Annotated in this window: 18 protein-coding genes; 5 read left to right on the top strand and 13 right to left on the bottom strand. The window is 71.6% G+C overall.

All coding sequences use genetic code 11. From position 1 onward, the window contains the following. Positions 1 to 32: 32 nt before the first annotated feature. Entirely contained in the window at positions 33 to 2,180 is a 2,148-nt protein-coding gene (locus AC57BS_RS12615; protein WP_496411791.1) for an MMPL family transporter, read from the top strand. A 3-nt stretch (positions 2,181 to 2,183) separates the two neighbouring features. On the opposite strand, the gene AC57BS_RS12610 is transcribed toward AC57BS_RS12615, so the two are convergent. Both AC57BS_RS12610 and mca read right to left on the bottom strand, forming a co-directional pair. Further along, the gene (locus AC57BS_RS12610) at positions 2,184 to 2,441 is read right to left on the bottom strand and encodes a hypothetical protein (protein WP_496411790.1); all 258 of its coding nucleotides are present in this window, start codon (positions 2,439 to 2,441) and stop codon (positions 2,184 to 2,186) included. 23 nt (positions 2,442 to 2,464) lie between these two features. Beyond that, positions 2,465 to 3,376 carry a mycothiol conjugate amidase Mca gene (gene mca, locus AC57BS_RS12605; RefSeq protein WP_496411789.1) on the bottom strand — a complete coding sequence of 304 codons (912 nt, stop codon included), beginning with the start codon at positions 3,374 to 3,376 and terminating at the stop codon, positions 2,465 to 2,467. Positions 3,377 to 3,413: 37 nt separating this feature from the next. On the opposite strand from mca, the gene AC57BS_RS12600 reads away from it, so the two are divergent. Further along, positions 3,414 to 3,806, top strand: coding sequence for a DUF4307 domain-containing protein (locus tag AC57BS_RS12600; RefSeq protein WP_496411788.1), 393 nt, complete (start codon positions 3,414 to 3,416; stop codon positions 3,804 to 3,806). Between the two features lie 178 nt (positions 3,807 to 3,984). Continuing rightward, positions 3,985 to 4,476: a transcription elongation factor GreA gene (gene greA / locus AC57BS_RS12595; protein ID WP_496411787.1), complete on the top strand. Its 492-nt coding sequence runs from the start codon at positions 3,985 to 3,987 to the stop codon at positions 4,474 to 4,476. A gap of 205 nt (positions 4,477 to 4,681) precedes the next feature. Here the strand turns inward: greA and ilvA are convergent, their stop codons facing one another. From ilvA to AC57BS_RS12565, 6 genes are all read right to left on the bottom strand, one after another. After that, on the bottom strand, positions 4,682 to 5,890 hold the full coding sequence (gene ilvA, locus AC57BS_RS12590) for a threonine ammonia-lyase (protein WP_496411786.1): 1,209 nt from the start codon (positions 5,888 to 5,890) through the stop codon (positions 4,682 to 4,684). Next, positions 5,887 to 7,305 carry an AI-2E family transporter gene (locus AC57BS_RS12585; RefSeq protein ID WP_496411785.1) on the bottom strand — a complete coding sequence of 473 codons (1,419 nt, stop codon included), beginning with the start codon at positions 7,303 to 7,305 and terminating at the stop codon, positions 5,887 to 5,889. Before AC57BS_RS12585 ends, ilvA begins: the two co-directional genes overlap by 4 nt. After that, on the bottom strand, positions 7,302 to 8,750 hold the full coding sequence (locus AC57BS_RS12580) for a glutamate mutase L (RefSeq protein WP_496411784.1): 1,449 nt from the start codon (positions 8,748 to 8,750) through the stop codon (positions 7,302 to 7,304). Before AC57BS_RS12580 ends, AC57BS_RS12585 begins: the two co-directional genes overlap by 4 nt. Further along, a complete protein-coding gene (locus tag AC57BS_RS12575) occupies positions 8,747 to 9,070 on the bottom strand; it encodes a YidH family protein (protein WP_496411783.1) in 324 nt (107 codons plus the stop codon). Before AC57BS_RS12575 ends, AC57BS_RS12580 begins: the two co-directional genes overlap by 4 nt. A gap of 2 nt (positions 9,071 to 9,072) precedes the next feature. Next, positions 9,073 to 10,233: a cystathionine gamma-synthase gene (locus tag AC57BS_RS12570; RefSeq protein WP_496411782.1), complete on the bottom strand. Its 1,161-nt coding sequence runs from the start codon at positions 10,231 to 10,233 to the stop codon at positions 9,073 to 9,075. Between the two features lie 126 nt (positions 10,234 to 10,359). Beyond that, entirely contained in the window at positions 10,360 to 11,019 is a 660-nt protein-coding gene (locus AC57BS_RS12565) for a hypothetical protein (protein ID WP_496411781.1), read from the bottom strand. A 133-nt stretch (positions 11,020 to 11,152) separates the two neighbouring features. Between AC57BS_RS12565 and msrA the strand changes: the two genes are divergently transcribed. Then, positions 11,153 to 11,806 carry a peptide-methionine (S)-S-oxide reductase MsrA gene (msrA, locus tag AC57BS_RS12560; RefSeq protein WP_496411780.1) on the top strand — a complete coding sequence of 218 codons (654 nt, stop codon included), beginning with the start codon at positions 11,153 to 11,155 and terminating at the stop codon, positions 11,804 to 11,806. 49 nt (positions 11,807 to 11,855) lie between these two features. Here the strand turns inward: msrA and AC57BS_RS12555 are convergent, their stop codons facing one another. From AC57BS_RS12555 to AC57BS_RS12545, 3 genes are all read right to left on the bottom strand, one after another. Beyond that, on the bottom strand, positions 11,856 to 14,636 hold the full coding sequence (locus tag AC57BS_RS12555) for a helix-turn-helix transcriptional regulator (RefSeq protein ID WP_496411779.1): 2,781 nt from the start codon (positions 14,634 to 14,636) through the stop codon (positions 11,856 to 11,858). A 234-nt stretch (positions 14,637 to 14,870) separates the two neighbouring features. Beyond that, positions 14,871 to 15,827, bottom strand: coding sequence for an alpha/beta fold hydrolase (locus AC57BS_RS12550; RefSeq protein ID WP_496411778.1), 957 nt, complete (start codon positions 15,825 to 15,827; stop codon positions 14,871 to 14,873). A 235-nt stretch (positions 15,828 to 16,062) separates the two neighbouring features. Further along, a complete protein-coding gene (locus tag AC57BS_RS12545; RefSeq protein WP_496411777.1) occupies positions 16,063 to 17,106 on the bottom strand; it encodes an alpha/beta fold hydrolase in 1,044 nt (347 codons plus the stop codon). A gap of 401 nt (positions 17,107 to 17,507) precedes the next feature. On the opposite strand from AC57BS_RS12545, the gene AC57BS_RS12540 reads away from it, so the two are divergent. Next, the gene (locus AC57BS_RS12540) at positions 17,508 to 18,392 is read left to right on the top strand and encodes an MBL fold metallo-hydrolase (RefSeq protein ID WP_496411776.1); all 885 of its coding nucleotides are present in this window, start codon (positions 17,508 to 17,510) and stop codon (positions 18,390 to 18,392) included. A gap of 67 nt (positions 18,393 to 18,459) precedes the next feature. Here AC57BS_RS12540 and AC57BS_RS12535 read toward each other — a convergent pair whose 3' ends face one another. Then, positions 18,460 to 19,182, bottom strand: a complete 723-nt coding sequence (locus AC57BS_RS12535) for an FAD-binding oxidoreductase (protein WP_496411775.1) — start codon at positions 19,180 to 19,182, stop codon at positions 18,460 to 18,462. Then, on the bottom strand, positions 19,179 to 19,787 hold the full coding sequence (locus tag AC57BS_RS12530; RefSeq protein WP_496411774.1) for a sulfite oxidase-like oxidoreductase: 609 nt from the start codon (positions 19,785 to 19,787) through the stop codon (positions 19,179 to 19,181). The genes AC57BS_RS12535 and AC57BS_RS12530 overlap by 4 nt, the downstream gene beginning before the upstream one ends. Between the last annotated feature and the right edge of the window lie 106 nt (positions 19,788 to 19,893).

The following is a 19,893-nucleotide window of genomic DNA, read 5'->3' as shown; positions in this document are numbered from 1 at the left end:
CAGAAGCGAGCGAAATGGCTACAGTCACGCTCGTGCTCGACGACCTGGGACGCCTCCTGCACCGGTGGCGACGCTGGGTCGTCGGGGCGTGGACCGTCCTCGTCCTGCTCGGCGCGACCCTCGGCGGCTCCGTCTTCGACGCCGCCGAGGCCCCGGACCCCGGTCGCGGTGACTCCGAGTCCGCGCAGCTCGAGCGGCGTCTCGAGGCCGTCGACCCCGAGGGCGAGCTGGTGGTGGCGGTGTTCTCCGGCGCCGACATCTACGGCATCGACGTCATCGGCCAGGCCAGCGAGGTGATGCACGAGGTCCGCGACCTGCCCGACGTCGTCGAGGTGCGCGACCCGTGGACCACCGGCGCGCAGCACCTCGTCAACGCCGACCGGACCGGCACGACCGTCACCGTCGAGATCGACCCCACCGTCGACCGCGACCGGGCCCTGGCCGCCGTCGAGCGGGTGGACGCGACGCTGCGCCGCGTCGCCATGCCCGAGGTGCTGGTCGGCGGGCCGCTGCTCGCCGAGGAGGCGTTCGCCGAGCAGGCGATCCAGGACGCTGCCCGCGGCGAGGGCATCGCGATCGTCGTGCTGCTCGGCATCCTCGCGCTCGTGCTCGGTGGCCTCGTGGTGGGCGCCCTGCCCGTGGTCGCGGCCCTCGGCGCCGTCTGCCTCTCGCTCCTCGCGCTCGCCGGGCTCGCCCGGCTGACCCCGGTCAGCGAGTACGCCGTCAACGTCGTGACGCTCCTCGGCCTGGGCCTCGCGGTCGACTACGCCCTGCTGGTGCTCGGGCGCTTCCGGGAGGAGCGCGCCGCAGCCCCGGGGCGTACGGACACCGCCGTCGTGCTGGGGCGCACGCTCGCCACGTCGGGTCGCACCGTCCTCGTGTCCGGACTGACCGTCGGCACCGCCCTCGCCGGACTGCTGCTGCTGGGCGACCCGGTGCTCTCACCGATGGCCGTCGGCGGACTGGTCGCGGTCGCGGCGGCCACGCTGTCCGGGCTCACCCTCGCCCCGGCGCTGGTCACGGTGGCCGAGGCCCGCATCCCGGCGCCGACCCCCGGCCGGGTCCTCGGCGGCACCCCCAGCGCGCACGCGCTCCTCCCGCGCCTCGCCCGGGTCGCCCAGCGCCGGCCGTGGCCGGTCCTGCTGGGGTGCACCGCGCTCCTGCTGCTGCTCAGCTGGCCGCTGCTGTCGCTCGACCTCCGCAACTCCGACGCCCGCTCGCTGCCGCGCGACAGCGAGCCGCGACTCGCGCAGGCCGCGATCGAGGACCGGTTCCCCGAGCAGGCGCCCACCCCGATCACGGTGCTCGTCGATGCGGAGTACTCCTCCCAGGAGACTGCGGACGCGATGGCCGCGCTGGTTGGCATCCCCGGCGTCGCGGACGTGATGCTGCTCGACCCGCTCCCGGGGGACGTCAGCCAGGTCCTGGTCGAGCCCGAGCCCGACGCCGCCGGGGACTACGACGGGCCCGACGGCCAGGAGCTCGTACGCCGGCTGCGCGCCGCCGACCTCGGCTCCGAGGTCCTGGTGGGCGGCCCCACCGCCGAGCTGGTCGACACCCGCGACGCGCTCGCCGACCGGGCACCACTGGCCGTGCTGGTCGTCGCGCTCCTCACGGCCCTGCTGCTGGGGCTCCTCACCCGCTCGGTCGTCGTGCCGCTCAAGGCCGTGGCGATGAACCTGCTCTCCCTCGGCGCGACGCTCGGCGTCGTGGTGGCCGTCTTCCAGTGGGGCTGGGGGGCGTCACTGCTCGGGTTCGACTCCTGGGGCGCGCTCGACGTGACGACGCCGCTGCTGCTGTTCATGTTCGCGTTCGGGCTGTCGATGGACTACCACGTCTTCCTCGTCGCCCGGATCCGCGAGGCGTGGGACGAGGCGCACGCGACCCGTACGACGCGCAGGCGCGGGCGTACGCCCGACCCGCGCGCGCTCAGCGACCACGCCGTGCTGACCGGCATCACCGCGTCGGGCCCGGTCGTCACCCTCGCCGCCGTCGCGATCGGGATCGTGTTCCTCGGGTTCGCGCTGGGCGAGCTCGTCGCGGTGAAGGAGATCGGCGTCGGGATGACCGTGGCCGTGCTCATCGACGTCACGATCGTGCGCGGGCTGCTCCTGCCGGCGTCGATGACGCTGCTCGGCGAGTGGAACTGGTGGCTCCCGGGACGCCCCCGGAGCGGGTGAGGCTCAGCGCTCGTCGGTGGTGGCGGACGAGCCCGGGGCGCCCGGGGCGTCCGTCTCGTCGGTGCGCTGGACCGGCTCGTCGCCGTAGACGCCGGCGTCCTTGGCCGCCTGGGCCTTGCGCAGCTGCTTGACGAGGCTGAACGCGATCACGACCACCGCGAGGATCATGAAGATCCAGATCGCGAAGCCCAGCGGCCCGGCCTTCACCTGGGTGGGCTCGGGGGTCGGGTCTTGGACCAGGACGATCAGCAGGTCGAGCATGGCTCCATCATCCCACTCCCCCGTCAGGGCGCGGGCGTCGGGATCCCGGCGAACAGGTCGTCCTCGGGCAGCTCGCGCCCGACCGTCGACTCGACCAGCTCGTAGTCCTCGGTCGGCCACACCTTCTGCTGGATCTCGTGCGGGATGGCGAACCACATGCCGTCGGGGTCGATCTGCGTGGCGTGGGCCAGCAGGGCCTGGTCGCGGACCCCGAAGTAGTCACCGCACGGCACCCGGGTGGTGATGCGCTCGTCCCACTCGGGCTCGCGCTCCCAGTTCTTCAACCGCTCCTCGTAGGGCGACTCCAGGTCGTGGGCCAGCATCGCCTCGTGGAGGGCGTGGGTTTTCGCCCAGCTCCAGCCGTGGTGGTAGTAGAGCTTCATCGGCTGCCACGGATCGCCCGCGTCGGGGAAGCGCTCCGGGTCGCCCGCGGCGGCGTACGCGGCGACGGAGACCTCGTGGCAGCGGATGTGGTCGGGGTGCGGGTATCCCCCGCGCTCGTCGTAGGTCGTCATCACGTGCGGGCGGAAGTCGCGGATCTGCCGCACGAGGCGCTCGGTCGCCTCCTCCAGCGGCACGAGCGCGAAGCACCCCTCGGGCAGCGGGGGCAGCGGGTCGCCCTCCGGCCAGCCGGAGTCGACGAAGCCGAGCCAGTCCTGTCGCACGCCCAGGATGTCGCGCGCGCGGTGCATCTCCTCGCGGCGGATCTCGGAAATGTTCTCCCAGACGTCGGGTCGGTCCATCTTGGGGTTGAGGACCGATCCGCGCTCGCCGCCGGTGCAGGTGACCACGTGGACGTCGACGCCCTCCGTGACGTACTTCGCAGTCGACGCCGCCCCCTTGCTCGACTCGTCGTCGGGGTGGGCGTGGACGTGCATCAGGCGGAGGCCGGCGCGGGGCTTGTCGCTGCGCCGGTCTGCGGAGGGCTGGGGCATGGGCTTCAGTCTAGGAGGGGCCGCTTACGCTTGACGCGTGACCACCGACCTCACCGACCGCTACGGCGCGCCCTCGCGCTGGCAGCGCCCGGTGACCATCGGCATCGCCGTCCTCCTCGCCGTCGTCGGCCTCGGTTGGCTGGCCTGGACCGCGTGGTTCCACAGCACGCCGGAGGTGTCGTCGGAGGTCATCACCTACGAGGTGACCAGCGACTACGAGATCCGCGCCCGCGTCGACGTACGCCTCGAGGACGGCGTGCAGGACGCCAGCTGCCGGGTGCGGGCGCTGTCGGAGGACAAGTCGGCCGTCGGCGAGCTGGAGTTCACCCCCGTCGCCGGCACCAACGAGGTGGTCGTCCGCACCGAGCGGCGCGCGACCACCGTCGAGAAGCTGGGCTGCACCGCGGACGGCCAGCCGCGTCCGCGCTGAGTCGTCCACCTGCGCTTTTGCCCCGGGCTTGCTAACCTGATCGTTCTGCCCGTCCGGGTGCGCTGGCCGACGTCCGTCGCCGCGCCGACTCCGATCGGACGGAAGACGATCAATCGACCCGATGCGGGTGCGCTGAGGCACACCCGCATCCCAGTACCACGTGAGCAGGAGTAGTGACATGACCGACCAGGGCACCATCTGGCTGACCCAGGAGGCCTACGACAAGCTGCGGGCCGAGCTCGACGACCTCAAGGGCCCCAAGCGGCAGGAGATCATCGAGAAGATCGCCGCCGCGCGCGACGAGGGCGACCTCAAGGAGAACAGCGGCTACCACGCGGCCAAGGACGACCAGGGCAAGCAGGAGGCCCGGATCCGGCAGCTCGAGGACATGCTGCGTCGCGCCGAGGTGGGTGAGACGCCCCCCGACGACGGTGTCGTCGAGCCCGGCATGGTCGTGACGGTCGACTTCGGCGGCGGCGACGAGGAGAAGTTCCTCCTGGGTGCCCGCGAGAACCTCTCCGACGGCGACACCCTCGACGTCTACTCGCCCGAGTCAGCCATGGGCGCCGCGATCAACGGCAAGACCAAGGGCGACAAGGTCACCTACACCGCGCCCAACGGCAAGGAGCTGAGCGTCACGATCGTCGACGCGGAGCCCTACAAGGCTTGAGCGCGTCCAGCGCCACCGCGAGCGACCACCTGGTGGAGCGGTGCGACAGCCACATTCCGGAGCGTCGGAATGTGGCTGGCGCACCGCTCCGGCGCATTTCTGGGCGTGTCCGTGCCGGAGCGGTGCCTGACCCACGTGCGCGCGCCGTCGAATGTGGCTGGGCCACCGCTCACGGGGAGCCATCCGGAGCGGGCGGGCGCACCGCTCAGTCGTTGACCCGGTAGCCCCGCTCGCGCAGCCGCGCCATCAGGTGCTCGGCGTGCGCCTCGCCCCGCGTCTCGAGCTGGATGCGCACCTCGACCTCGTTGAGGGTCAGCGACGGGGAGATCCGCTCGTGGGCGACCTCGAGGACGTTGGCGCCCTCGGCCCCGACCTCGGACAGCAGCGACGCGAGACCGCCGGGGAGGTCGGGGATGCACACGCGCAGGTAGAGGTAGCGCCCGGCGGCGGCCAGGCCGTGGCGGATGACCTTGCTCAGCAGGAGCGGGTCGATGTTGCCGCCGGACAGGACCGCGACGACCGGGGTCTCGAAGCCCGTGGGGTTGTCGAGCAGCGCGGCCACCGCAGCGGCGCCCGCGGGCTCCACCACCTGCTTGGCCCGCTCGATGAGCGCGAGGAGGGCTCGCGAGAGCGACTCCTCGGAGACGGTGATGATCTCGTCGACGTGGTCGCGAACCGCGGCGAAGGTGATGTCGCCCGGGCGCCCGACCGCGATGCCGTCGGCCATCGTGCTCATCGACTCGAGCGGCACGGGGTGCCCGGCCGCGAGCGACCCGGGGTACGCCGCCGCGCCCTCGGCCTGCACGCCCACCACGCGTACGTCGGGGCGCAGCGCCTTGATCGCGATCGCCACCCCGGCCAGCAGCCCGCCGCCGCCGGTCGGCACCAGCACCGTGCGCACGTCGGGCGACTGCTCGAGGACCTCGAGGCCCAGCGTCCCCTGGCCGGCCACGATGTCGACGTGGTCGAAGGGGTGGATGAGGACCGCACCGGTCTGCTCGGAGAACTCGCGCGCCGCCGCGAGGGAGTCCTCGAGGTAGCGACCGTGGAAGACGACGTCGGCGCCGTAGCCGCGGGTGGCCTTCTCCTTGGGGATCGGCGCCCCCTCGGGCATGAAGACGGTGGAGGAGATGCCGAGGGTCGAGGCCGCGAGGGCCACGCCCTGGGCGTGGTTGCCGGCCGACGCTGCGACGACGCCCTTGGCCCGCTCCTCGGGGGAGAGCCGGGCGATGCGGACGTAGGCGCCGCGTGACTTGAAGGAACCGGTGCGCTGGAGGTTCTCGCACTTCAGCGACACCGGGCCGCCCACCAGCGCGGAGAGCCAGCGCGACTCCTCCATGGGCGTGGTCACGGTGACGCCCTCGAGCATCTCGCGCGCGGCCAGGATGTCGGCCAGGGTGCATTCCGCGGTCATGAGGGGTCCTTCTCGTCGTCGTGCGCGTCGGGGCCGGCGAGGGGACTGTCGTCGGCGGGGAGCCGGTCGGCCTCGGTCGGTGGCGGTCCGATGTCGAGGTCGAGGGCTTCGTCGTGGTCCTCCTCGCCGATGGAGGTGTAGGACGCGAGGTGCTGCGCGACCGCGTTGCCCGCGGCGGCCAGGGGTACGGCGATGAGCGCGCCCGCGATGCCGGCGACGAGCACTCCGCAGCCGATCGCGACGATCACGCCGAGCGGGTGGAGCGAGACGAAACGGCCCATCAGGAACGGCTGGAGGATGTGGCCCTCGATCTGCTGCACCAGGATCACGCCGCCGAACATCAGCAGCGCGGTCCACGGCCCCTGGTCGACGAGCGCGACGAGGATCGCGACCGACCCCGCGAGGGTCGCGCCGATCATCGGCACGAAGGCGCCGAGGAAGACGAGCACGCCGATCGCGACGACGAACGGGACGTCGAGGAACCATGCCACGGCCATGATGCCGACGGCGTCGGCCATCGCGACCAGGACCGTGGCGCGGACGAACTGGGTCAGGGACACCCAGGCCACGCGACCCGAGGCATCGACCCGCTCGCGCGCGGCCCGGGGGGCGATCCGGACCAGCCACGCCCAGATGCGCTGTCCGTCGGCGAGGAAGAAGTAGGTCGAGAACAGGACGATGAAGAAGCCGGCGACCACGTGGCCCACTGCCGTGCCGACCTCGGTCACCCGGGTGACCATGCCGTCGGCGCCGGTGCTGTCGGAGACGGCGCCCTGCACGCCCTCGAGGTAGGCGTCGAGCTGGGAGTCGGAGACGTTGAGCGGCCCGTTGCGCAGCCAGTCGCGGATCTGGTCGAGACCGGTCACCACGGAGTCGGCGAGGTCGCTCGCCCCCTGCGCCACCTGCTGGCCCACGAAGGTGAGCAGCATCGCGACGGTGCCGATCCCGAGCACCATCACCACACCGGTGGACGGGCCGCGGGGCAGGCCGATGCGGCGCAGCGCCAGGACCATCGGGCTGGCGAGCGCAGCGATCAGCAGCGAGATGGCGATCGGGAGCGTGATCACCGCGAAGAACCTCATCAGCCACAGCACGCCGAGGCCGGCCGCGGCGATCACGATCAGCCGCCACGACCACGCTGCCGCGAGGTCGAGACCCCACGGCACCTGGGCCCGGCTGAAGTTGGAGGGTCCGGTCGTGACGACGGGCTCGGCGCGGCGCTCGGCGCGCAGCTGTGCCCACTGCGCGACGAACCGCTCGGTCAGCCGGTCGTCGTCCTCGCCGCGGCCCAGCGCCTGGAAGAGACGCCGTCGCCGGGTCTCCTCGTCCGCAGCGACGGGCGCTGCGGCGGCCCGGTCGACGGCGCGGTCGACTCCGTCGGGCTCGTCGTGCCCGCGCGGGGGCTGCTCGCTCACGTGGTCACGCTACCGATCCCGGCCGGGACCAGACGGCGCACGAGCCGGTGCGCCGTGACGGGGTGGTCGTCGGCGAGGAGGCCGGCTGCGGCCAGCACGTAGTCGCGGTCCACGACGACGGCGGGGTCGCGCGGCAGCTGCCAGCCGCCCTCGAAGGCATCACCGGTCGCGGGCGCCAGCACCCGGCGTACGGCGTCGGGCCCGCCGTGGCGCAGCACGCCGCCCGACCCGACCAGCAGGTCGACCTCGCGGAGGTCCTTGCCGCTGCGCTCGACGACGCGCCCCTCGGGACTCAGGACGACCTTGCTGCGGCCGGCGTGGCGCTCGAGCGCGAGGCGTACGGCGGCGGTCGCGATGGCGAGGTCGGCGTCGCGCTCGGCGTCGCTGTCGGGCAGGAAGTCCGGGGCGGTGCGGCGGCGTACGGCGGCGTCGTGCAGGCGGTGTGCTGACCCTGTCGAAGGGTCGGAGCCCCATGCCGCCTCGACGGTGGAGATCGCCGACCAGCGCATGCCGAGGTCGCCTTCGACGGTGCGCGTGACGGGCGTGGTCGCGACGACCTCGCGGGCGAGCCCGCTGTCCTCCGGGTCGAGCTCGACGACGCTGTGCACGTCGGTGGTGGCGCCGCCGACGTCGACCACCACGACGTCCCCGGCGCCGGGGTGCTCGTCGTCGAGGCCGCGGGCGAGCAGCTCGACACCGGTGAGCACCACGTCGGGCGTGGCGCCGCGCACCATCTCGGTGAAGGTGCGTCCGCGGGCGTCGGTGCGGCTGCTGAGGTGCTTGCCGCCGATGACGTGGCTGAGGAAGATCTCGCGGATCGCGCGCCGGGCGCCGTCGGGGGCGAGTACGCCGATGCGCGGGACGACGTTGTCGGCCAGGACGTGGGGCGTGCCGGACGCCGCCAGCAGGTCGGCGACCAGCGGCTGCGACTCGATGTTGCCGGCCACGACGACGGGGCCCGGCCACGGCACCCGGGACAGGAAGGCGGCGTCCCCTTCGAGCACCTCGGCGTTGCCGCCGTCGGTGCCGCCGACGAGCAGGACCACGTCGGGCTCGGCCTGTCGCAGCGCAGCGAGCTTGTCGGCGTCGAGGCCGCCGTGCAGCACGAGCACGACCTTGCCGCCGCTGGAGAGCGCCACGCGGCGCCCGGCCTCGGCGGTCACGAGCTCCTCGTTGCCGACGACGGCGATCCGCAGGCCGCCGCCGGCGCTGGAGCACGCGAGCACGTCGGCGTCGGCTGCGCGGGGGTCCTGCTCGACGAGTGCGGCCACGCACGCGTCGTACCCGTCGAGGACGTCACCATCCCCGCTCGCCCGTCCGCCACCGCCCGGGAGGGTGGTCGGGTGGCTGGCGGTGGCGAGGAGGTCTCCGGTCGCGAGGTCGACGAGCGCCGCCTTGGTGAACGTGGAGCCGAAGTCGACGCACACCACCGCCCCGGTGCTCACACCACCACCGAGATGCCGGCGGCGATGATCACGACCAGCACCGCGGCCGCCATCAGGTGGACCGTGGTGCCGGTCGGCAGGTCGTGGCCCGACCGGATCGCCCGGTCGGCCTGGCGGTAGCGCAGCCAACCCCCGCCGGCGGCGATGACCGCGGACGCGAGGAGGAGCAGACCGAGCGCCTTCTGCGTCAGCGACGGCTCGAGCAGGTGGAAGACCGCCAGCGCCGCGGCGACCAGCCCGATCGCGGTGCGCTCGTAGGCGAGGAACGTGCGCTCGTTGGCGAGCGAGAACCGGACGTCGGGCACCTCGGGGGCGTCCACGCTCAGCCCAGTGCCCGGTCGAGGTCGGCGACGAGGTCGTCGACGCTCTCGATCCCGACGCTGAGGCGGATCAGGTCGGCGGGGACCTCGAGGTCGGTGCCGGCGACGCTGGCGTGGGTCATGCGACCGGGGTGCTCGATGAGCGACTCGACGCCGCCGAGCGACTCGCCGAGGGTGAAGACCTCGGCCCGCTCGCAGACGGCCAGCGCCTGCTGCTCGCCGCCGGCGACGCGGAAGGAGATCATCCCGCCGAAGCGCTTCATCTGCCGGGCCGCGACCTCGTGGCCGGGGTGGGCGGTCAGTCCGGGGTAGATCACCTCGGCGACCCGCGGGTCGCCGTCGAGGAACGCGACGAGGCGCTCGGCGTTGTCGCAGTGGCGGTCCATGCGTACGCCCAGCGTCTTGAGGCCGCGGTGGGTGAGGAACGCGTCGAACGGACCGGCGACCGCACCCATGGCGTTCTGGTGGAAGCCGATCTTCTCGGCCAGGTCGAGGTCGCGCACGACGACCGCTCCCCCGACGACGTCGCTGTGCCCGCCGACGTACTTGGTCGTCGAGTGGACCACCACGTCCGCGCCGAGCGTGAGCGGCTGCTGGAGGTAGGGCGAGGCGAAGGTGTTGTCGACCACGAGCAGCGCGCCCGCGTCGTGCGCCACGGTCGCGAGGGCCTCGATGTCGCCGATGGCGAGCATCGGGTTGGTGGGCGTCTCGACCCACACGAGCTTCGTACGGCCCGGCTCGATCGCCGCGGCCACGGCACCGGTGTCGGCGACCGGGGCGGGGCTGTGGTCGAGGCCCCAGACCTTGGCGACCTTGTCGAACAGGCGGAACGTGCCGCCGTAGGCGTCGTCGGGGATGACGACGTGGTCGCCGGGCCGGGTCAGGGCCCGGATGATCGTGTCCTCGGCAGCCAGCCCGGAGGCGAAGGCGAAGCCCCGCTCCCCCTCCTCGACCGCGGCCAGCGCGCCCTCGAGGGCCGTACGGGTGGGATTGGCCGAGCGGCTGTACTCGTAGCCGCCGCGCAGCCCGCCGACGCCGTCCTGCTTGTAGGTGCTGCTGGCGTAGATGGGCGGGTTGACCGCCCCGGTCATCGCGTCGGGCTCGTAGCCGGCGTGGATCGCACGCGTCTCGAAACCGGCCTTGTTGGCACGTTCCTGGGTCACACCGCGAGGGTAGTCCCCGCGTGCCGTCCCCCGGACAGCGGAACGGCCGTCGCACCCCCCGATGCGACGGCCGTTCGCTCGCTCGTCAGGTCGGTGGATGGATTCCTGTGACCGCGCGACGGCGGCTCATCGGAGGGCCCAGGAGCCCCACGCGAAGTTGTCGGCGTTCCCCGTAGCGTCCGCGGCGATCTGGGCCCCCCACGTCCGGCTGTTGTAGGAGTACATCCCGGTCTGGTTGCGCACCTGGTTGGTGTAGACACAGAGGAAGCCTGCGCGCGCGTCGGGAGCGGCGGCACTGCCCGGGCAGTTGACCGTGGACGGGGCCCCGACACCGAGGATGACGACGGTGGGGGCCGCACCGACGGGCTCCGGGAAGGTGATGGCGCCGAGAGGCTGTCCGCCCACGGCAGCCGCACCCATGGACCACTGTCCGAGCTGCAGCGCACGCTGCGGCTGGTACTTCGCGTCGGCCTGCGCCTTGGTGTAGTAGTTCCCCAGCTTCGAATCGGTCGCGGAGTTCGCGGCATTCGTGGCGGCCGACTGCGCGGCGGCAGCGGCAGCGGCCGACTCGGTCTTCGTGGCGTACTTCGCGTCGCTCTGCTTCTTGGTGTAGTAGCGCTTGTCGGCGAGCGGCTTGAGGTTCTTCTTCCAGATCTTCTTCCAGTTGGTGGCCACCGCGCTGCTGACCTCGGCGCCGGCGGGCGTGACGGCCATGAGGCCGCCCCCGACCAGGACTCCGAGGAGGACGGCGACGAGGACCTGCCGCACCGATCGACGTGAGGACATGACGAGGTTCCTTTCGAAGGATGAGCTGTGACTGCCTACGCTGGCCCAGCGGGGAGATCGGGTCATCGGTAGTAGTACGACGTCTAGTCCAGTTGAACGTGGAACCGCTTGCCCGACCGGGGAGAATGGGCGCATGTTCGGATTCGGCAAGCCCACGACCCTGCCCTCCGCCGACCAGGCGCTCCCGGGACGCTCGCAGCAGCCGTGGTCGCTGGGTCGTCACCTGGTGCTCGACGCTCCCGTCGTCAGCGAGGACGTCCCCGAGGGCCACGAGGTCGCGATCCTCGGCCTCGGCTGCTTCTGGGGCGCGGAGGAGATCTACTGGCAGCTCCCCGGCGTCTGGTCGACGTCGGTCGGCTACGCCGGTGGCAGCACGCCCCACCCGACGTACGAGGAGGTCTGCAGCGGCCACACCGGCCACACGGAGGCCATCCGCGTCGTCTTCGACCCGTCCGTGGTGTCGTACGCCGACCTGGTCAAGAAGTTCTTCGAGATCCACGACCCGACGCAGGGGATGCGCCAGGGCAACGACGTCGGCACCCAGTACCGCTCCGCGATCTACTGGACCACGCCCGAGCAGGAGCAGACCGCCCGGGAGCTGACCAAGGTCTACGGCGACGAGCTCGCCCGCCGCGGGCTCGGCGAGATCACCACCGAGATCCGGCCCGCCAGCGAGACGCCCTACTACTACGCCGAGGACGCCCACCAGCAGTACCTCGCGAAGAACCCCTTCGGCTACCGGTGCCACGCGAACACCGGGGTGGCGTTCCCCGAGACACGCCCATAGACGGACGCCCCGCGTTGGGTCGGGCGCTCGGGGCGTGGGGGACCTACCGTCACGAAGCCGGGACGGCCGCCAACCCCGCCTTGGCGAGCGCCACGCTGAGCCCTCGACGCGACTTGACGTCGAGCTTCGCGAAGACCTTTCCGAGGTGCCACTCCACCGTCCGCGCGCTGAGGAAGAGCCGCGCTCCGATCTCAGGGTTGGTGAGCCCGTCGTTCGCGAGCTGGGCGATCTGGGCCTCCTGCGGCGTCAGGACGGCCAGGCTCTCGATGGTGCGGCTGCGCACCTTCTCCCCGGTCGCGACGAGCTCGCGACCTGCGCGGTCTGCGAAGGCCTCCATCCCGATCGCGGTGAACTGGTCATGGGCGGTACGGAGCTGAGCCCGGGCGTCCACGCGTTGTCCACGCCGTCGGAGCCACTCGCCGTAGAGCAGGTGTGCGCGCGCGGCCTCGGGCCTGAGCTGCGTCCGTCCCAGGCGATCGACTGCCTCGCGGTACAGCAGCTCGGCTGATTCGTCCTCGCTGAGCAACGCGCGGGATCTGGCATGCAGTCCGAGCGCCCACTCGGAGTCACACCCGTCGATGTGCTCGCCGAGCCGTTCGAGCGCGTCGCGGGCCCGCGCGGGGTGACCCGTCCGTGTGGCGGCCTCGATCAGCTCGGGCAACGCCCATGACGCGATGTGCAGTCTCGGGCCCAGCTCGGTCGCCTGCACCGCCGCCCGCAGCGCCTCCTCGTAGCGGCCCAGGCCGTTGTGGAGCACGGAGCTCGCCCAGCTCGCGTACTGCACCGCAGTTCCCTGGCCATGCGCTTCGGCGTGCGCCATGACACCGTCGATCAGCTCGCTGGCCCGCGATTCCTGGCCCCGCAGGCCGCTCAGTGCGAGTGCAGCGTGCGGCGCGATGCGGGTGCGCGTCGCCTCCTTGAGTGTGTCCACCTCCGCTGCCAACATCGCCGCCTTCGCGAAGTCGCCGCCCGCGGCGGCGGTCTGACCGCATGCGTTGTCCACGACGGCGAGCGCCTCGAGCGCACCCGCGTCCCGGGCGATCCGCACCGCAGCCGTGCTGATGGCGAGCGCCCGGTCGTAGTCCCAGATGAAGAGGGCCGCTCGCGAAGCCAGCCATCCCCACCTGAGCACCTCCTCCTGCGCGACGGCGGGCTCCGCGAAGGCCGTCACCGCGCGACGCAGGGCTGTCACAGCACCGGGCCGCCCGTGGGTGAACACCTTCGCCAGGCCGTCGAGCAGCAGGTCGCGTGGGAGCTGCGGGTCCGCGACGCCGGGCGAAGCCACCACGGCGCTCGAGACATCCTCGAGGCTTCCTCCGTCCTGGGCCAAGCGGCCGGCGAAGAGCGCGGCGGCCCAGGCATCGAGATAGGTGTCGCGCGAGAGACGCGCGTCGTGGGTCTCGAGGTCGCGAGCAGCCTGACGCAGCAGCAGGGGTGCCTCCCCACCGCGGTCCTGGGCGAACGCCACCTCTGCACGAAGTCGATTCGCGCGGGCGCGGCCCAGCTCGTCAACGGGCCCCGCCTCCGCTGTGCCGACGAAGCGCAGCGCCGCGTCGAACTCGCCCGCCTGGAGGCTCGCTTCCGCGGCCGCCAGGGCACGATCAGCCCTTCGCGCTGGATCCTGGGTCAGCACGACTGAGCGCTGAAGGAATGCCGCGGCGGCAGCGAACCCGCCGCGATCCTGCGCCCGACCTGCCCGACGTTGCAGCTCGGCTGCCACGTCCTCGTCGGGCCCCAGCACGGCCTGCGCACGGTGCCAGGCGCGACGATCGGGATCGACCTCGGGATCCGTGGCGGCGGCCAGGGCACGGTGCGCCGATCGTCGTTCGGCCGGCGTTGCGGCGCGGTAGATCGCCGAGCGCAGCAGCGGATGCCGGAACCCGACACGTCCGTCGATCTCGAGCAGGTCAGCCGCCTCGGCGGCCGACGCTGCTTCGACCGAGATGCCGAGGATGGAGGCGGCTCGCCAGAACAGGTTGGGGTCGCCCACCGGATCTGCCGATGCCAGCAGCATCACGTGCTGGGTGTCAGCGGGGAGCAGGCGGAACCGGCCGCGGTAGCTTGCCTCGATCCGGCTGGGCAACGGGAGCCTGCTGGCGACCGAGTAGCCGCCTGCCAGGGCCGCAGAGGTCTGTCCGCGCGGGAGCTCGAGCAGGGCAAGGGGGTTGCCGTTCGCCTCGGCGATGATCCGCTGCCTCACGGACCTGTCCACCGGCCCGATGGTCGATGACATGACCAGCAGGGCCGCGTCGTCCTCCGACAATCCTGTGAGGCGCACCTCGGGCAGTCCCTCGAACTCGCTCGGGGCATCTCCGTCGCGCTCGGCCAGTACGATGGCGACGCACTCCGCGCGGAGGCGTCGCGCAACGAACGACAACGCCTGGACAGAGGCCCGATCCAGCCATTGAGCGTCGTCGACGAGGCACACGACTGGGCGCTCCTCGGCATGGGCAGCGAGCAGCCCGAGCAACGCCAGGCCCACGAAGAAACGGTCTGGCGGCTCTCCCGCGCTGAGTCCGAATGCCGTCTCGAGAGCCTCCCGCTGAGGCAACGGCAAGTGTTCCAGGCCTTCGAGAAGTGGCTGGGAGAGCTGATGGAGCGCGGCGAACGGCAGCTCCATCTCCGACTCGATACCGACTGCCCTCAGGACCCAGCATTCCTCGCTCTTGCCCGCCACGTACTCGAGCAGAGCTGTCTTGCCGATCCCGGCTTCGCCACGAAGAACCACCGTCTGACCGTCGCCGGCTCGGGCCACCTGCACGTACGTGTCGAGCGCCGCGCACTCGCTGGTGCGACCGTGCAGTGGCACAGGGTCCCGCCGCAGTGACATCGCTGTCCCTTGCTGCCATCACACCGGCAGCGCCGTCTGCCCGTGGCAGGGGCCGTCCAGGCACGCAGATCGTCGGTGATGTCGGATGGTCGACGGCTCCGCAGCCAGAGTAGCCCCTTGCGCCGAGGGTCACGACGTGGTCCTGACCAGAGGGAGCCTTGCTCGGCAGGAGAGCCGTGACGTCCTCGGACGCCAGCCGACGAACAGCTCCGTCTCGTCACCCCCGGCGACCGACTACCCGGCGATGCGCGAGTCCGCGCGCGCCCCGAACGGCGCCAGGAACGCGCCCAGCACCTCGAGCAGGACCTCCGGCGCCGCCTCTGCCACCCAGTGGCCCGTCCCGGGCACGACCACGGTCTCGACATCCTCGGCGATCGAGGACAACGCACCGCCGACCGCTCCACCCCAGCTCGCCTCTCCTCCGATGCCGAGGACCGGCATCGTCAGCCTGTGGACGCCTCGTTCTCCGTTCTGGGCCATGGTCTCGTCCCAGGACCGGTAGAACCCGAAGCTGCCCGACAGCGCCCCGGGGGCGGAGAGGACCTGCACGTAGTAGTCGATCGATGCGTCAGGGACCTGGCCTCCCTGGATGGCGAACTCGTAGCCGAAGAAGACCGCCTCGCGGCCGCGGACGAGCTGCTCGGCGATGTCACCGGCCCGATTGAAGGCGATGTGCCACAGCTTGTCGTTGACGTCGCGTGGCGCGAACAGAGGCGGCGAGTGGTCCGGCGTCGGTGGCCCTGGAACCTCGGCGAGTGCCACCCGGTCGACGCGGTCGGGGTGGTCCGCGGCGAGGGCATAGCTGATCACCAGGCCGGTGTCGTGGCCGACGACTGCGAACCTGTCGTGGCCGAGCACGAGCATCAGTGCTGCCAGGTCGTGGGCGAGCGTCTCGGAGTCGTATCCGTCCGCGGGCTTGTCGCTCAGACCCATGCCTCGCTGATCGACCGCGACGACCGTGTACTGCTTCGCGAGCTCCGGCATCAGGTGGCGCCATGCATACCAGTTCTCGGGCCACCCGTGGACCAGGAGCACGGCCGGGCCCTCCCCGCCGATCACAGCGTGCTGGCGGATGCCGTTCGCCTCGATCAGATGGCTCGTGAACGTCGCGGTGAATCCGTCCGGCAGACCGGGGGCCTGCGAGACCGAGCCCGCGGAGGTTGTTTCCGCGTACGGCAGTGGTGCGTTCATGGGAGAGTCCTTTCTCGACAGCTCTGTCGTTCGGCACCGGCCTGGCGCCGCTACGTCGACCCTGGCCCTGGCCGGCCCCTGCTCGCGCCCGGTGGCTCACTGGTCCGGTGCCGGGCCTGCATGCCGGCGCACGACGCCTGGCCGGGTGCGACCCCGGCACCCAGCACTGAGGGGACCGACGGCTGGATGCCGATTCGGTCCCCTCAGCGTCATGGGCACACGCGGGTCGACGACTTCAGTCCGAGCGACGCGTCGCGGCCGAGTGGTACGGCGCGAGGAACTCCGTCAGCACCTCGAGCAGCTGGGTGGGAGCCTGCTCGGCGACCCAGTGTCCGCCGGGGACGACCGCGGTCGTGACATCGGTGGCCGTGGGCTCCATGCCATGCCCGACGAGGTCTCCCCAGCTGTCCACTCCGCCGATCCCCACGACAGGGATCGTCAGCTCGGTGGCCTGTCGCACCGCACGATTCTGCGTGAGGGTCTCGTCCCAGGCCCGGTAGAACCCGAAGCTGGACCGGAGGACACTCCTGTCGCGGGTGTAGAGGTCGATGTAGTACCTGATCGCCGAGTCGGACAGGGTGGTCTCGCCGCCCTGGATCGCGTACTCGTAGCGGTAGTAGGCGTCAGCGTTGCTGCTGACCATGTCGAGGATCAGGTCGTCGTCCACACGGTTGAACGGGATGTGCCACAGCTTGTCGTTGAGCGGCTCGGGCACGAACATCGGCGGCGCCGGGGGCTCCTCGAGACTGCCGACGCCGGGGGGGGCGGGGATCTCTGCGAAGGCGAGCCGCTCGACCCGGTCGCGATGGTCGGCGGCCAGCGCGTAGGAGATGACGGCTCCGGTGTCGTGACCGACGACGGCGAATCGATCGTGACCCAGCTCGGTCATGAGCGCCGCCATGTCATCGGCGAGAGTGCCTGCGTCATAGCCCCTGGCCGTACCTTCGGTCCGGCCGATGCCGCGCTGGTCGACGGCGATGACGCTGTAGTCCTTCGCGAGCTCGGGCATCACGTGCCGCCAGGCGTACCAGTTCTCGGGCCAGCCGTGCACGAGCAGGAGGGGCGGACCGTCACCGCCGACCACAGCGTGCTGGAGGATGCCGTTGGCACGCACGAAGCGGCTCTTGAAGGTGCTCTTGAATCCGGGCGGAAGGTTCGGGGCTGTCGCGACCACACCGATGTTGGCGTCCACCTTCTTGGCGGCCACGGTTGAGGCAGGAGGCGTGCTGCCGGCCGACAGAGTCGTGCTGGCGAGCACCGCAAGACCAGCGAGGGTCATCGCTGCCGCACCTGCTGCTGCGACAAGCCGCCTCGTCCCGGACCGTGGCGTGGAGGGTTGGTTCATCTGAGTCTCCTTCGAGGGTTCACCAGCGTGGTCTGGTGATGCACAGGAACCCTCGTCCCCCGGGCTCCAGGTCGCGCCCGGGGAGACCCCGGTCCGCGCCCCGGCAGAGAGGCGCGTGCCACGGACCCGGGGGGTGGACCCGGGAGCTGCCGGGTGCCGAGGCGCGATCAGGATCCGCAGACTGAGCCGACCCCGCACCCCACCTGGAGGACACCATGTCGACCACCACACCATCAGCGACAGGCGCCACAGTCGAAGCCCGTTTCTCCCTCGACGCGGAGCACCACCGATCGCGACCGACGGCGCCTGTCCCTGAGAATGCCAAGGGACCTGACGTGCCCGAGGAGGGGTACGTCCTCGACGAGATCGCCGACGGCATCTTCTGGATCGGTGACGGCAGCTACCAGACCATGTTCGTCGTCAGCGACGAAGGGGTCATCGCTGTGGACGCTCCTCCGACGCTCGGACACAACATCCTGCGCGCCATCGACCGCGTCACCAGGAAGCCCGTCACGCAGGTGGTCTACAGCCACCACCACTCCGACCACTGTGGCGCCATGTCGATCTACCCCGAGGCAGCCAGGCGCCATGCCCAGCGCGCCACTGCGGAGCGGCTCGTGCTGCTGGCGGATCCGCATCGCCCATCGGCGACACACGTGTTCGACGACGACGCAACCATCGACGCCGGAGACCACACCCTGCACCTGTCCTACCCAGGGCCCAACCACAGCGAGGGAAACAGCATCATCCATGCCCCGAACCAGCGAGTGCTGATGCTGGTCGACGTCATCTTTCCCGGCTGGGTGCCGTTCTCGAACCTCGCCCTGTCCGCCTTCGTGCCCGGATACCTCCGGGTCCACGAACAGGTGCTGGCCTACGAGTTCGACCAGCTCGTCAGCGGCCACGTGACCCGCACCGGCACTCCCGAGGACGTTCGCGTGCAGCTCGAGTACTTGGAGGACCTCCGGGCCACCGCTGAGGCGGCACTGTCCAGCGTCGACCTGGCCCGCACGATGGCACCAGTGGACACCACCAACGCCTGGGCGGTCTTCCGGGCGTACCTCGATGCTGTCGCCGCGCAGACCGCCGACGAGGTCGTCCCCCGTTGGAAGGACCGCCTCGGCGGCGCCGACGTCTTCACCCTGCCGAACGCATGGGCGATGGCCGAGTCGCTGCGCCTCGACCTCAACTCCTTGGGGCCCTTCACCACCACGCCCTGATCAACTGTCCGGCAGGCGAGTCGCGGCCTTGCTGCGACGTCCATGTCGAGCACGTGCACCGTCGAGCTCAGCCGCTGACGCCGAATCGCTCGACACGGATCGAGTCCAGCCTCATTCCGGACTCGATCAGGACCGTCTCCGCGAACTCGGCGAACCTCGCGGAGCCGCAGACGTACGCAAGCTCGACGTCGCCGAGCAACGAGGTGACCTCCGCCCTGGTCGGCGGGCCCGGAGCCCGCGCGCTCGTCGGGTGACGGGTGTAGGCGATGGTGGCGCCTGCCCGGGCGAGCTCATCGCGGTAGGGCAGCTCGTCGGGAGTCCGGGCGACAGCCAGCACGCGGAGGAGGTGCGAGCGGCCGAGGTGCCGTGCCGCCCGGATCATGGCGACCGCAGGCACGACGCCCGTTCCGCCCACCAGGCACAGCGCCGGGGTGTGGGTGTCCCACCTGAACCAGCGCCCGATCGGGCCGCGCATCTCGAGGACGTCGCCGACCTCGGCCACGTCAGCGAGGAACTCGGAGACCTCCCCGTCGGGCAGTCGTTCGACGAGGAGCTCCACGAGCGGGTCGCTGTCGTCGGACGCAGCAGAGTACGACCGCTGCGCGGTGTAGTCGTCGGGGGCGCGCAGTCGGATGAGGTAGTGCTGCCCGGGCCAGTGCTGTCGCCGGTCCTCGACCTGCATGCGGAGCCTGACCAGGTGCGGTGCCGGGAAGTCCTTGGTGACGATGCGCCCGGTCGTCCACGCCGTCGCACCGGAGTCTACCGGCGCGAAGTCGTCGGCGCCGGTCACGGGTCGCCCTGGTAGCGCTGCTCGAGCCACGGGTCCCCACGGTCGTGGTAGCCGTTGCGCTCCCAGAACCCGGGGCGGTCCTCCGCGGTCAGCTCGAGCCGGCTGATCCACTTCGCCGACTTCCAGAAGTACAGGTGCGGGACCAGCAGGCGCACCGGCCCACCGTGCTCGGCCGTCAGCGGTCGCCCGCCGTACTCCCACACCACCCACGCCTTGCCACCCGTGACATCGGCCAGCGGCAGGTTGGTCGTGTACCCGGTCTGGGAGTGGGCGAGCACGAACCCGGCCTCTGCCTGCGGGGAGGCTGCCGCGAGCAGGGTGTCCACGGAGACGCCGCTGAACGTCACGTCGAACTTGGACCACGTCGTCACGCAGTGGATGTCACCGCTGTAGGACGAGCCGGGCAGCTGCTGCACCTCCTGCCAGGTCCACGTCGTCGGCCGATCCACCAGGCCGACGACGTCGATGGTCCACGTCGCGCGATCGATGCGCGGGGTGGCCTCGGCCGTCAGCACCGGCCAGCCTCGACCCACGTCGTACTGCCCGGGCGGAAGGCGTCCCCCGGAATCGGGTCTGCGTCGGGAGAATCCCCGGGTCACCGGCATGAGACGCCTCCTCCTGGATGGTCTGGCGCGGTGGTGAGGGACTGCAGCGTACTCGTGGACACGCCCGGCCGGGCGCTCGCGCGCCCCTGGGTACGCCCGGCATGAC

It is taken from the genome of Nocardioides sp. BGA-UO-ETr-FS32 (assembly GCF_059567905.1).
The sequence above is the reverse complement of the archived record's forward strand: the minus strand, read 5'-3'. Positions and strand labels throughout refer to the sequence as shown.